11 protein-coding genes are annotated in these 13,087 nt (G+C 38.5%); 6 read left to right on the top strand and 5 right to left on the bottom strand.

Annotation, left to right across the window (positions count from 1 at the left end):
• Nucleotides 1–117: 117 nt before the first annotated feature.
• Nucleotides 118–1,293 carry a GlmU family protein gene (locus U735_RS0111175; protein ID WP_031443898.1) on the bottom strand — a complete coding sequence of 392 codons (1,176 nt, stop codon included), beginning with the start codon at nucleotides 1,291–1,293 and terminating at the stop codon, nucleotides 118–120.
• Between the two features lie 67 nt (nucleotides 1,294–1,360).
• Complete coding sequence (locus U735_RS0111170) at nucleotides 1,361–1,612, bottom strand: type B 50S ribosomal protein L31 (RefSeq protein WP_031443897.1); 252 nt, start codon at nucleotides 1,610–1,612, stop codon at nucleotides 1,361–1,363.
• Between the two features lie 167 nt (nucleotides 1,613–1,779).
• Here U735_RS0111170 and U735_RS0111165 point away from each other — a divergent pair, with 167 nt between their 5' ends.
• Genes U735_RS0111165 through U735_RS0111150 form a run of 4 tightly spaced genes read left to right on the top strand, consistent with a single transcriptional unit; the run spans nucleotide 1,780 to nucleotide 6,871 of the window.
• Nucleotides 1,780–2,304 (top strand): DUF4199 domain-containing protein, encoded by a 525-nt coding sequence (locus tag U735_RS0111165; protein ID WP_031443896.1) that lies wholly within the window; start codon nucleotides 1,780–1,782, stop codon nucleotides 2,302–2,304.
• 35 nt (nucleotides 2,305–2,339) lie between these two features.
• A complete protein-coding gene (locus U735_RS0111160) occupies nucleotides 2,340–3,296 on the top strand; it encodes a glycosyltransferase family 2 protein (protein ID WP_031443895.1) in 957 nt (318 codons plus the stop codon).
• Between the two features lie 45 nt (nucleotides 3,297–3,341).
• Nucleotides 3,342–5,051: a phospho-sugar mutase gene (locus tag U735_RS0111155; protein WP_031443894.1), complete on the top strand. Its 1,710-nt coding sequence runs from the start codon at nucleotides 3,342–3,344 to the stop codon at nucleotides 5,049–5,051.
• Complete coding sequence (locus U735_RS0111150; RefSeq protein WP_031443893.1) at nucleotides 5,051–6,871, top strand: ABC transporter ATP-binding protein; 1,821 nt, start codon at nucleotides 5,051–5,053, stop codon at nucleotides 6,869–6,871. The genes U735_RS0111155 and U735_RS0111150 overlap by 1 nt, the downstream gene beginning before the upstream one ends.
• Nucleotides 6,872–6,943: 72 nt before the next feature.
• On the opposite strand, the gene U735_RS0111145 is transcribed toward U735_RS0111150, so the two are convergent.
• Both U735_RS0111145 and U735_RS0111140 read right to left on the bottom strand, forming a co-directional pair.
• Nucleotides 6,944–7,993 (bottom strand): DUF6340 family protein, encoded by a 1,050-nt coding sequence (locus tag U735_RS0111145; RefSeq protein WP_031443892.1) that lies wholly within the window; start codon nucleotides 7,991–7,993, stop codon nucleotides 6,944–6,946.
• 310 nt (nucleotides 7,994–8,303) lie between these two features.
• A complete protein-coding gene (locus U735_RS0111140; RefSeq protein ID WP_031443891.1) occupies nucleotides 8,304–9,353 on the bottom strand; it encodes a DUF6340 family protein in 1,050 nt (349 codons plus the stop codon).
• 242 nt (nucleotides 9,354–9,595) lie between these two features.
• Here U735_RS0111140 and U735_RS0111130 point away from each other — a divergent pair, with 242 nt between their 5' ends.
• Both U735_RS0111130 and U735_RS0111125 read left to right on the top strand, forming a co-directional pair.
• On the top strand, nucleotides 9,596–11,767 hold the full coding sequence (locus U735_RS0111130; RefSeq protein ID WP_031443890.1) for an endonuclease MutS2: 2,172 nt from the start codon (nucleotides 9,596–9,598) through the stop codon (nucleotides 11,765–11,767).
• Nucleotides 11,768–11,784: 17 nt separating this feature from the next.
• The gene (locus U735_RS0111125) at nucleotides 11,785–12,201 is read left to right on the top strand and encodes a thiol-disulfide oxidoreductase DCC family protein (RefSeq protein WP_031443889.1); all 417 of its coding nucleotides are present in this window, start codon (nucleotides 11,785–11,787) and stop codon (nucleotides 12,199–12,201) included.
• A 90-nt stretch (nucleotides 12,202–12,291) separates the two neighbouring features.
• On the opposite strand, the gene U735_RS0111120 is transcribed toward U735_RS0111125, so the two are convergent.
• A complete protein-coding gene (locus U735_RS0111120; protein WP_198036647.1) occupies nucleotides 12,292–12,831 on the bottom strand; it encodes a CHRD domain-containing protein in 540 nt (179 codons plus the stop codon).
• Between the last annotated feature and the right edge of the window lie 256 nt (nucleotides 12,832–13,087).

Below are 13,087 nucleotides of genomic sequence, written 5' to 3'. Positions count from 1 at the left end.
TCTTAGACCGAATAGAATTCGGTTTCTTATACATTAATCCAAAACGTTTGCAAATATACCAATTATTGGGAACCCATAGGGTATTGCCAAGGGTTTGCTTAATTTATTAAGTAGTAGTTACTCCTTACGCCATCGTTTGGTTTCCTCAAAAACGTGGTTCAATATCTTGGCATCCATTTCATTGAATTCCACCCCCCTACGTGCCATCATTACCTTTGCTGCTTCAAAAGCCTTTTGGGGTTGGTATGTGGTGAAACCGGAAGCCCCTCCCCAACTAAAACTGGGAACAAAATTCCTAGGGAATCCGGGGACGTAAATATTACAGTTTACCCCTATTACCGTTCCGGTATTAAACATGGTATTAATGGCAGTTTTACTATGGTCGCCCATCATTAGTCCACAGAATTGCAGTCCGGTCTGTTCAAATTTCTCTGTATCATAATTCCATAATCGCACCTTTGCGTAATTGTTCTTTAAATTGGAATTATTGGAATCGGCACCTATGTTGCACCATTCCCCGAGTACCGAATTACCGAGATAACCCTCATGGCCCTTACTGGAATATCCTATAAGTACAGAATTGGAAATTTCGCCACATACTTTACTGTAGGGGCCAACGGTAGTGGGGCCGTAGATTCTGGCACCCATTTTTACCACTGCCTTTTCGCACAGGGCAAAACCACCTCTAATAAGGTTGCCTTCCCATACTTCAGAATTTTTACCAAGATAAATGGGTCCTTCGGAAGCATTTAATATACTGTATTCAACACTTGCACCTTCTTCCAAAAATATATTTTCAGGGTTTACCAAACTATTGGTCTTGGAGATGGGAGCACTTTTTCTTCCTTTGGTCAACAGCTCAAAATCTGCCTGCATAGCCTCCCCGTTTTTTGAAAAGATATCCCAGGTATTTTCAATGCGTAGTAAGGGGCCTTCATATTCAATATGGGTATAGGTTGAAAAATCGACCTCTTCCTGAGTCTCCTTTGTATAAAAGGCTATAACCTCCTCCCCATAAAACACAGCCTCTTTTTCATTTAAATTGGCTACCAGGTTTACCAATTCGGTATTGGGCAAAAAGGACGCATTTATAAGTACATTCTCGTCCATTTCAACCATAGGGAATCTTTCGGACAGATAGTCCTCGGTTATAGTGGTTATGGTGTTCCCTAAATAATTTTCCCACTTTTCCCTGATGGTGAGGATTCCGATTCTAATATCTGCAACCGGCCTGGTAAAGGTAAAAGGCAACAAGGCCCTTCTTACCGTACCGTCAAAAAGAATATAGTTCATACAACTAAATTAAAACAAAAAAAGTCACGCAACAGCGTGACTTAATAACTCTTTTGTAAAGAAAATATTATTTTTTGAACTTCTCGTATTTGCTCTTAAATTTATCGATACGTCCTGCAGTATCCAAAAATTTGGCCTTACCTGTATAGAATGGATGTGAAGTTCTTGAAATTTCCAATTTAACCAATGGATATTCAACTCCATCAACATCTAAAGTTTCTTTGGTATCGGCTGTGGATTTAGTGATAAAAACCTCTTCATTGGACATGTCCTTAAAGGCTACCAATCTATAATTCCCTGGATGTATATCTTTTTTCATTGTAAAAACGTTTGTTCCTGCTTAATTTCGAGGTGCAAATTTAAATATTTTTCTGAAAAGAACAACTTAAAACCTTAAAAAAGAAAAATAAAAATTACCTACCTTTAATTGTAACAAATTTAAGACTGTTAACACTAACCATAAAAACTATTAAATATATAATCAACATGGAAGAAACCAAACCAAAAACAGGAAAATACGCTTTGACCTATGGTCTTATCCTTGGGGCAATCAGTGTAGTATTTATATTTATGTTATATTCTTTGGATATGCATTATCAAGGAGGTCCTATGGTAATGGGTATTAGCCTAATTATTACCATAGCAATGATTGTTATTGGCATGATGCAGTTTAAAAAGGACAATAATGGTTTTATGTCCTTTGGGGAAGGTTTAAAAATTGGTGTCGGTATTGGCCTGATCGCTGGTATAATTGGAATTATTTTCAATCAGATCCTAGCAGGCGTTATTGACCCTGAAATGATGAACAAAGCCATGGAATACCAAAAAGGTATGCTTATGGAAACCACTAAAATGACCCCTGAGCAAATTGACGCCCAAATAGAAATGGGCAAAAAATTCACGACACCCTCTTGGCAAATTATATTTGGACTCATATATAGTATAGTGGCAAGCCTTATATTATCACTTATTCCAGCATTAATATTAAAAAAGAAAGAAACTATTCAGTAATTTGTACTTTTGAAAAGATTTTCCATTAGTACCGAATGAATATATCTATAATAATTCCCTTACTTAACGAAGAAGAATCGTTGACAGAACTGCATGATTGTATTGTACGCGTAATGCAATCCAATCATTTTTTATATGAAATACTTTTTATTGATGATGGAAGTACCGATGGTTCTTGGGACATTATCAGCAAATTGGGAAAATCCAATCCCAACGTAAAGGGTATACGCTTCTTGAAGAATTTTGGGAAATCACAGGCCCTTCATGCAGGATTTAAGGCGGCACAAGGCGAGGTGGTAATTACTATGGATGCAGACCTACAGGATAATCCAGAGGAAATTCCTGAATTATACGAAATGATCCAAAAAGGGGGGTTCGATCTTATTTCCGGATGGAAGAAAAAGAGATACGACTCCATACTCAGTAAAAACCTTCCCTCCAAGTTGTTTAATTGGGCTGCCCGTAAAACCTCTGGGGTAAGATTGCATGATTTTAATTGCGGCTTAAAGGCCTATAAAAAGGAAGTTGTAAAAACAATTGAAGTTTCCGGAGAAATGCATCGATATATTCCAGTATTGGCGAAGAGTGCCGGATTCCATAAAATAGATGAAAAAGTAGTACAGCACCAGGCCAGAAAATATGGGAAGACCAAATTTGGCATGGACCGCTTTATCAATGGTTTTTTGGACCTGATTACCATCTGGTTCGTTTCCAAGTTTGGAAAACGGCCTATGCACCTTTTTGGTGCCTTGGGAGTCCTAATGTTTACAATTGGTTTTGGATTTGCCCTTTATTTAGGTATCGATAAAGTATTCATCAACCCTTTTGGGCGCCTAATTACCGAGCGACCACAATTCTATATTGCACTGATAGCCATGGTTATAGGGACCCAACTTTTCCTTGCTGGCTTTTTAGGGGAAATAATGGTAAGATCTCGCAAGAACGAAACCCGTTACAATATCACAGAAGAAATAAATCTCTCCGAAAAATAAATGAATATTCTTTGTATTTTTAAGAACATATAACACCAAATGACTATGGAAGCCATACTGAAAAATGCCAAAAATTGGTTGACCGATTTTTTCGACGACAAGACCAAGAACGAGATTCAAAAGTTGATAGATAGTAATACCGAAGAGTTAAAAGACCGCTTTTACAAGAACCTTGAATTTGGTACTGGGGGAATGCGCGGAATTATGGGTGCCGGTACCAATAGAATAAATAAATATACCTTGGGCAAAAGTACCCAAGGTCTTAGTAACTACCTAAAGCAGGTATATAATAAGGAACAGGTTAAAGTAGTTATTGCTTACGACTGTAGACATAACAGTGATACTTTGGCCAGGACCGTTGCCGAAGTTTTTGCTGCCAATGGTATTAAAGTCTTCCTTTTTTCGGAATTACGCACTACCCCTGAACTATCCTTTGCCGTAAAATATCTGAACTGTCACGCCGGTATTGTTTTAACGGCTTCGCATAATCCACCGGAATACAATGGCTACAAAGTGTACTGGACCGATGGCGGACAAATAGTACCACCACAGGACGGTGCCATAGTTAGTGAAATAAATAGCCTTTCCTTTGAAGATATCAAATTCAATGCAGATGAAAGTTTAATAGAATTAATAGACAAAAAGGTAGATGAAGCCTTTATTGAAGCTTCCGTGAAAAATGGGAACTTCAATGCCAAGGGCAAGGACGATTTTAAAATTGTCTTTACCTCCCTTCATGGAACTTCAATTACGGCAATCCCTGAAGTACTTAAAAGGGCCGGATATAAAAATGTGACCATTATTGAGGAACAGGCCAAACCGGACGGCAATTTCCCAACGGTGGTATCGCCAAACCCTGAAGAGCCCGAAGCCCTATCCATGGCCATTAAAAAGGCAGAGGAAATTGGTGCTGATATGGTAATTGGTACCGATCCGGATAGCGACCGTCTTGGGGTAGCCGTTCGTAACCTTGAGGGAGAAATGGAAATCCTGAACGGTAACCAGACCATGATCATGATGACCAAGTTTTTGTTGGACCAAAGGAAGAAAAAAGGAATTACAGGAAAAGAATTTATAGCTTCCACCATTGTTTCTACACCTATGATGGACTCACTGGCCAAGGGCTATGGGGTGGAATGCAAGACAGCGTTGACAGGTTTTAAATGGATTGCCAAAATGATCAAAGATTTTCCGGACCAGCCTTTCATTGGTGGTGGCGAGGAGAGTTTTGGTTTTATGGTCGGGGATTTTGTACGCGATAAGGATGCGGTAACCTCTACCCTATTGGCCTGTGAAATTGGTGCCAATGCCAAAGCAAATGGCAGTTCGTTCTACAAGGATTTAATAGACTGTTATGTGGACTATGGATTTTTTAAAGAAAAACTAATTTCCCTTACCAAAAAAGGAATGTCCGGAGCGGAAGAAATTAAGCAGATGATGATCGATTTTAAGGATAATCCCGTTGAAAGTATTGACGGATCAAAAGTTGTTGTTGTGGAAGATTACAATACCGCAACCTCTAAGAATGTCCTAACAGGAAAAGTAACTCCTATAGACATTCCAAAATCCAATGTATTGATTTACATCACCGAGGATGGCACCAAAATGGCCGCCAGACCAAGTGGTACGGAGCCAAAGATCAAATTCTATTTTAGTATCAATACAGAATTGAAGAATGCGGCCGATTATAAAAAAGTAGACGCCGAGTTGGATGCTAAAATTGAAAGAATCCTTAAAGAACTGAATATAGGTTAATGGAGTATTTTAAAAAAATTCTTCGCTTTGCGAAACCCTACCGTAAATACGGATTTTTAAACATTTTTTTTAATATTCTATACGCCCTTTTTAGTGCCCTTTCCTTTGCGGCCCTAATCCCCATGTTGGACGTTCTTTTTAAACCAGAAAAAAAGGTTTTGGTAGAACCGGTCTATGAAGGGATGGGCCAATTAAAGGATTATTTGCAGGACTATATTAATTTTAGGGTCAATGCATATTCCGGTGATGATGAAATGAAAGGCTTGGTCCTGGTCATTGGATTGGTATTAATTCTTTTTCTTTTAAAGAATTTCTTCAATTATCTGGCCATGTATTTTATTACCTTTTTAAGAAATGGGGTGCTAAAAGACATCAGAAATAAGATGTACGCCAAAATAGTGGATTTGCCAATTTCCTATTATTCGGAGAAGCGAAAGGGAGATGTTATCGCCCGCATTACTTCGGATGTATTGGAGATTCAACATTCCTTTCTATCCATTTTGGAACTCATTGTCAGGGAGCCTTTGACCATATTGTTTACCATAGTAATCATGTTCGGGATAAGTACCAAACTTACCCTGTTCGTGTTTATTTTTATCCCCATAGCGGGAATGATCATTTCAAGGATCGGAAAATCCCTGAAAAAGAAATCGGACCGCGTACAGCGAGAACAAGGTCAGTTTTTATCCATCGTAGAAGAGACCTTGGGCGGATTGAGGGTTATTAAGGCCTTTAATTCCGAATCTAGATTCTATAAAACCTTTACCACTTCCACCAACAGGTTTTTCAACTTCTCCAACAAATTGTTGAACAGACAAAACCTTGCTTCCCCTACTGGAGAATTTTTAGGGATATTGGTCATTGGAGTACTGCTTTGGTTTGGTGGAAAAATGGTCTTGATAGATAAAACTCTGGATGCTTCCTCTTTTATTGCCTATATGGGACTTGCGTACAACATTCTTACCCCTGCAAAAGCTATTAGTAAGGCCTCATTTGGGGTTAAAAAAGGTAATTCCGCCGCGGAAAGGGTATTGGAAATATTGGAAACCGAAAATCCAATTGTTGAAAAAAAGGAAGCTGTTGTAAAACGCACATTTGATGAGGGAATTGATATAACAAATGTTTCCTTTAAATATGAGGATGAGTATGTGTTGAAAAAATTTAATCTAAAGGTGCCAAAGGGTAAAACCGTAGCGCTTGTAGGCCAATCTGGAAGCGGAAAAAGTACCATAGCCAACCTAATGACCCGCTTTTACGATGTAAATGAAGGTGAAATAAAAATAGATGGCATTGATATTCGGGAATTTACAAAAAAATCACTTCGCAATTTAATGGGACTTGTAACCCAGGATTCCATTTTGTTCAATGATACCGTTAAAAATAATATTGGACTCGGAAAAGAAGAAGCTACGGAGGAAGAAATAATTGAAGCTGCAAAAATAGCCAATGCCCACGATTTTATTAGTGAGCTGCCCCAGGGCTATAATACCAATATTGGGGATAGCGGAAATAAATTAAGCGGAGGACAAAAACAAAGGCTCTCCATTGCTAGGGCTGTTCTTAAAAATCCGCCCATCATGATTCTGGATGAGGCCACCTCTGCCTTGGATACGGAAAGCGAAAGGTTGGTACAGGATGCCTTGGAAAAAATGATGCAGAATAGAACTTCTATTGTAATAGCGCACAGGCTTTCCACCATACAAAATGCAGATACTATAGTGGTACTACAAAAGGGTGAGATTGTGGAACAAGGTTCCCATGCACAACTAATGGATAAAGATGGGGTCTATAAGAAGTTGGTGACTATGCAGTCATTTTAAGACTTGCCAAGTTCTATAACATTATGATTATCCAATTGAAGATGTTGCTGTAGCTCTATTTAATTAATGTATTTATCTAGAAACCTGTTGTTCCAAAATTTGATTTTGAAATGACCTATATTTAAGAATATCCAAATATTCCAGGGCATCTTTGTTTTCATGGTCCTTGTAAGATTTTGTAGCCCAATCTGTAGCGGATGTAAGGTCGCCATTAATTTCGTGCATAACTGCCATATTGTAACAGGCACGGCCTGCAATTTTAGAATTGGAATTATCCAATTCCTTTTCCCAAAGTTGAGCAGCACCCTGCCAATCCCCGTTTTCCACTAATGTATAAGCTTGTTCAAAATTCGTGGTGCCGCGCACGTAATATAATCTCTCAACACTGTTTTCGAAAGGTAATAGTCGCTGTCCATAATTGCTGCCCGTGGCCTTGCTCTGTTCCACAAGGGTTTCCTTTCTACCCTCGATGGCCTTATATGCCTCTATAGGATTGGTGCCTTTGCCCTTGGAAATAACTTGATCGTTAAAAACTATCTCATCAATTATTTCCTGGGATTTGGGATAGTATATTTTCCAACCATTTTCAATAAGGGTTTCCAAGGTAAGCTCTTGGGCCGGTACCTTAACTTTCACCCTCATGAGGTTTGGTTGCATCATTGAGGTTTTTTTAATGGATACTTTGGTTTCCGTATCAAAAAAGGCCATTGAAAAGATGGCATCCACATTATATATATTACAAATATTTTCAACAGAGGCCCAGGAAATAGAATCGTTTCCCATCTCAAAATGTAAAATTTCGTGGGGTATCGAATCCAAGATTTTAATAGTTTCAAAACGGTTGTCCTTTAATAATTCGTTGAACAATCCCGTTAGAGCAGCATTCCTGCCCTGCTCCGAAAGCCATTGCTCTTCAGCGGCCACCATTCCGTTAAGGCCTGTTTCATCCTTATCTGCCTGTGGCAGTATACTCCTATTAACGATACCTATCCTTTTAATTTTTTGGGAAATATGTACAGGTGAAGGTTCTATAGTTTGAAGGACAATTTCCTTGGTGGAACTGCAGCCTACAGTTAAAACTATAATGCAAAACAATAAAAACTGGATACAAAACTTGCTCATGCTTTGTAAATTAAATTCAAGCTTAGAAAAAATTAGACGTAACATCATAACCTTTGTAAAACTCATTTTATAGTGAAAATATTGTCCATTTACCCCTAAACCATTCAATTTTAGGGCTGATTGCTTCTTATTTTTGAAAAAATATCATCTTAACGGCGTTTTTTGTACAATTTTAGAAGCATAACGGAGACTTGGTATAATTGAAAGAATATACATTAAACCAAAAAAAAAGTCCGGTTCCAATTTTATGGACAACGGACTTTCTGGTGTTATTTTCCAAGAAAATGTGGCTTATAAAAGAGCCATATTTTTATCGGGAAGCTTGTTGCTCCAAGACTTCATTTTGAGATAATCGGTATTTAAGAATATTCAAATATCTGAGGGCCTCCTTATTGTCATAATCCGCATAAGACTTTGAAGCCCAATCCATGGCGGCATTCAAATCTCCGTTGATCTCATTTATTATCGCCATATTGTAACAGGCCCTTCCTGCAATTTTCGACTTGGAATTGTCCAGCTCCTTTTCCCAAAGTTGTGCCGCACCCTGCCAATCTCCGGTTTGCGCCCTTCTTTTTGCCACTACAAAATTGTCGGATCCACGAACAAAGTAATCCCTACTGATTCTATGTCTATATGGGGAAAGCCTAGATCCATAGGCATATCCAATATTTTTGCTCAATTCCTCAACGGCCTCATTTCTTCGGGCTACGGCTTCGATTGCCTTAACCGGATTAATACCTCGCCCTGAGGATACCAAGTGATCGGTGTACATAAATTCGTCCACAATTTGCCTTGTACGTGGGTTATAGATTCTCCATCCATTTTTTATAAGGGTGTTCAGAGTGACTTCATGGGCCGGAACCGACACCTTAACTCCTAAACTGTTGGGAAGTTGCATTAAGGATGGTTTATAGGAAACCTGCGTGTCCGTATCGTAAAAAGCCAAGGAAAAAATGGCATCAACACCATTGGCCTCACAAATCTGCTCTATAATCTCCCAGGACAAACTGGCCGGAAAGACATCCAGTCCTTTTCTTATTTCCGTTGCGTTGTCCAAAATAAGGATTTCTTCAAATCTTCCTGTACCGGCTAATTTATCCGATAGGGCGCTAATGGCAACTTCAGCCCCTTTTTTATCAAGATTTAAACCTTCGGCGGACAATATCTGGTCTATTTTGTCAATTTGTTTATTGCCTTCGGAAGGTAAACTTCTATTAATAATACCTATTCTCTGTATATCTTTCGGAAGATGCACTATGGCAGGTTCTGTGGCACCCATCGTTAAATTATTGGTGGCACTGCAGGACATTAACAAAATGCCAATACCAATATATCCTAGTATTAATTTATGGTTTTTCATCTGGTGGTTTTAAATGGTTATTAAATAAAACTAAAGTAATAGCCTAGCTATAAAACATATACTGTGCCAAAAATATTGTTCTAGGGACCAATATTCCTCTTCTTTTATGCCCCTTGGGCAGGTCTTTGGGCCAAAAAAAGGTATGGCAGGACAACAAATACATGTATTTACAGTCTTCCCATATTGCACCTATTCCTTACCTTTGAAGGTTATAAAACCTTATAGAAAGGAAAATTGCATAAATGAATAAAATAAGTTCAAAAACGCTTCAAGATCTCGAGTTTAATACCGTCCTACTGCAATTGGCTGCCCGTTGCACTACAGAGCTAGGTAAGGAACAGGTGGCCAATTTGGAACCAATATCTATCAAATCCGAATTATTGGACGTTTTGGGACAGACATCGGAGTATTTGGCCTCCTATTCCAACGACAATAGGATTCCCAATCATAACTTTGATACCATAAATCCGGAGTTGAAACTCCTTAAAATTGAGAATACCACCTTGGAGGTAGGTGGGTTCAAGAAAATTGGTTCCATTTGTACAACTGTAGCAACGCATATTAAGTTCTTTATAAAATTTAAGGAGTACTATCCCCTACTATTTGCTGTTTCCGATGGTATTACCCTTAACACAGAAATTCCTCGAAATATAGAGGCTGTCATTGATAAATTTGGGGAAATAAAGGATAATGCATCCAACAACCTTCAAAATATCCGTTCCCAAATGGTTGTGGTGAAGGGCAAAATAAATCAAAGTTTTGCCACAGCGCTGAATACCTATCACGCTTCGGAGCTTTTGGATGAAATAAGGGAATCAGTTGTAGATAATAGGCGTGTACTAGCCGTAAAGAGCATGTATCGAAAAAAAGTAAAGGGTGCTGTAATGAGAACTTCCAAGACAGGAAGTATCGTCTATATTGAACCGGAGGCTACCCTTAGGTACAGTAGGGAATTAGGTAACCTGGAATTCGAGGAACGGGAGGAGATACAAAAAATATTGAACGACTTAACAAATCGTATACGTCCTTTTGCACCTGAATTATATGCTTACCAAGATTTTTTGGTGCATTTGGACATAACGGCCTCCAAGGCAAAATATGCTCTGGAAATGGATGCCCTGCTGCCAGAAATTAGTGACAATAGAGAGCTTTATCTAAGGGATGCCTACCACCCCTTATTGTTTTTGAGCAATAAGTACAAAAAGGAAAAAACATACCCTCAAACAATTGCCCTGCATCCAGAAAACAGAATTATAGTGATTTCTGGACCCAATGCCGGGGGAAAAAGTATTACCCTCAAAACAATTGGTCTTTTACAGGTAATGCTCCAAAGCGGCTTATTGATCCCTGTTCATGAGAGGTCTAAAGTATGTTTGTTCGACAATGTCCTGACGGATATTGGGGACAACCAATCCATAGAAAACCATTTAAGCACCTATAGCTATCGCTTAAAGAATATGAATTACTTCTTGCGCAAGTGCAACGACAAGACCTTGTTTCTGATCGATGAATTTGGAACAGGAAGTGATCCGGAACTGGGCGGTGCCCTGGCCGAGACCTTTTTGGAGGTTTTTTATGAAAGGGGTGCCTACGGAGTAATCACCACCCATTATGCCAATCTTAAACTGTTGGCCAATGAATTGCCACATGTTACCAATGCCAATATGCTTTTTGACGGAAAATCCTTGGAACCCACTTATCAGTTGGTATTGGGACAGGCCGGTAGTTCCTTTACCTTTGAAGTGGCTCAAAAGAATGGTATTCCCTATAGCCTTATCAATAAGGCTAAAAAGAAAATAGAGCATGGCAAGGTCCGTTTTGATGCCACCATTGCCAAGCTCCAAAAGGAGCGTAGTAAAATGGAGAAAACCGGTTCCAGGCTTCAGGAAGAAGAATCCAAGGCCAGGACGGAAGCCCAGAAATTGGAGGACCTTAATTCCAAGATCAAATCCAAATTGGAAAACTATCAGGAACTGTACGATCATAATCAACGGATGATCTATTTGGGAAATAAGGTAAATACGGCTGCAGAAAAATATTTTCAGGATAAAAAGAAGCGTAATTTGGTTTCCGAGTTAATACGTATAGTGGAAACGGAGAATAGTAAACGCAAAAAACAATCGGTAAAAGAAGTAAAGGCACAAAAGGAAAGGAAGGCCAAAGTAGAACAAGAGGTGATAAAAAAGGTGGAGGTGATCCGCGAAAAGAAAAAGGTTGAGAAAAAGAAGGCCGAAGTAAAGGAAAAAAATAAGCCCCGTCCGGTATTTAAAGTGGGGGATCGTGTACGTTTAATGGACGGAAAGGCTGTGGGCAGTATAGATAGTTTGGAGAAGAACAAGGCTATAGTCAACTACGGTATTTTCACCACCAATGTTGCGGTAGACCAACTGGAATTGGTAGAAAGAAAAATGTAAAAAGTGGTAGGACCACTATGGAAATGATTGAAAACAATAAAATAATACTCTTTGACGGCGTTTGCAACCTTTGCAATAGTTCCGTTCAATACGTTATTAGACGCGATAAAAGCAATGCCTATAGGTTTGCTGCACTACAAAGTGAAATTGGCAAGAAATTAGTGGAGCAGCGAGGGATTGATACTTCCCAGATCGATTCTATTATACTTATTGAGCCTGGTGTAGCCTATTATACCAAATCTACAGCCGCCCTTAAAATTGCCCGGTCTTTTGGAGGTGTTTGGCAATTGACAAGTGTGTTCGAATGGATACCTGAAAAAATAAGAGATTGGGTGTATGACTATATTGCCAAAAACAGGTATAAATGGTATGGTAAAAAAGAAGTGTGTATGGTGCCTTCTCCAGAAAATAATGAGAGATTTCTAACGGATTGAGTTACATGAACGATATTATTGCAAGAGCAGGTCTAAATTTTTCATTTAAAACCTGCTCTTAATAGCATTGAATGTTAAAATTGTTTTTTCCTATAATTGACCTCTTATCTCCCCTCCTGGATACTGAGAAGTGTGAACATTTACATAGACATTACCGGCCCTAATTTCGTCAATCAAGTTGGATAAGGGTTGTCCCAACATTGAGTTAATCAGGTTATCTGCTGTTATTATCCCTTCCACCAAAACTCCGTTTTGAGGCCCTGAGGGTTGATCAGAATTGGAATACAAAAAGGCTACCACTCCCCCATTGCTTCCAGCTGGAGCAATATGAAAATGTGATGCCCTAACGTTTTCAATATTGGCAGCGGTAATTTTGTAATGAATTTCAGTTTCATCTTTATTTATTTTAATGCTTACATGTCCAGCGGCATCCGAAGGTACTGGTGGAACTTCATTCCTCCCCTTCAGGGAGGTCGTAAAATTAAAAGTTTCCCCCAATTTTGATTTCACTGATAAGGGATAGATCTGTTCAGCTGGTTCCATAACCGTGTCTGAGGTACAGCCCCCAAACAATAATATTACGGCAAAAGTCCCTAAAAAGCCCAATAAAAATTCTGTAATTTTTTTCATAATACTTAAGAGATTAGAATATAGAATAAAAAAACACCTGGCAGGAAATAGCCATTTAAAGAACTTTATTAAATTACGAAATAATTTAACTAGATTTAACTTATTATAAGAATTAAATATATTCACAAAATGTATTAGTCAAACACCTAAAACAGTTGATTTTGGATTCGTTATAAATCCTTAAAATTCCTATTATAGCAACAAATCAGGCTTCTTAAATTTTATAACTTATTGATATAAATGTAAATTTGTAATC

This window comes from Arenibacter algicola, assembly GCF_000733925.1.
Lineage (GTDB): Bacteria > Bacteroidota > Bacteroidia > Flavobacteriales > Flavobacteriaceae > Arenibacter > Arenibacter algicola.
The sequence above is the reverse complement of the archived record's forward strand: the minus strand, read 5'-3'. Positions and strand labels throughout refer to the sequence as shown.

Coding starts and splice junctions, on each gene's coding strand:
- U735_RS0111160 (WP_031443895.1), top strand. CDS start 2,340: ATGAATATATCTATAATAATTCCCTTACTTAACGAAGAAGAATCGTTG.
- U735_RS0111155 (WP_031443894.1), top strand. CDS start 3,342: ATGGAAGCCATACTGAAAAATGCCAAAAATTGGTTGACCGATTTTTTC.
- U735_RS0111140 (WP_031443891.1), bottom strand. CDS start 9,353: ATGAAAAACCATAAATTAATACTAGGATATATTGGTATTGGCATTTTG.
- U735_RS0111130 (WP_031443890.1), top strand. CDS start 9,596: ATGAATAAAATAAGTTCAAAAACGCTTCAAGATCTCGAGTTTAATACC.
- U735_RS0111170 (WP_031443897.1), bottom strand. CDS start 1,612: ATGAAAAAAGATATACATCCAGGGAATTATAGATTGGTAGCCTTTAAG.
- U735_RS0111120 (WP_198036647.1), bottom strand. CDS start 12,831: ATGAAAAAAATTACAGAATTTTTATTGGGCTTTTTAGGGACTTTTGCC.
- U735_RS0111150 (WP_031443893.1), top strand. CDS start 5,051: ATGGAGTATTTTAAAAAAATTCTTCGCTTTGCGAAACCCTACCGTAAA.
- U735_RS0111125 (WP_031443889.1), top strand. CDS start 11,785: ATGGAAATGATTGAAAACAATAAAATAATACTCTTTGACGGCGTTTGC.
- U735_RS0111175 (WP_031443898.1), bottom strand. CDS start 1,293: ATGAACTATATTCTTTTTGACGGTACGGTAAGAAGGGCCTTGTTGCCT.
- U735_RS0111145 (WP_031443892.1), bottom strand. CDS start 7,993: ATGAGCAAGTTTTGTATCCAGTTTTTATTGTTTTGCATTATAGTTTTA.
- U735_RS0111165 (WP_031443896.1), top strand. CDS start 1,780: ATGGAAGAAACCAAACCAAAAACAGGAAAATACGCTTTGACCTATGGT.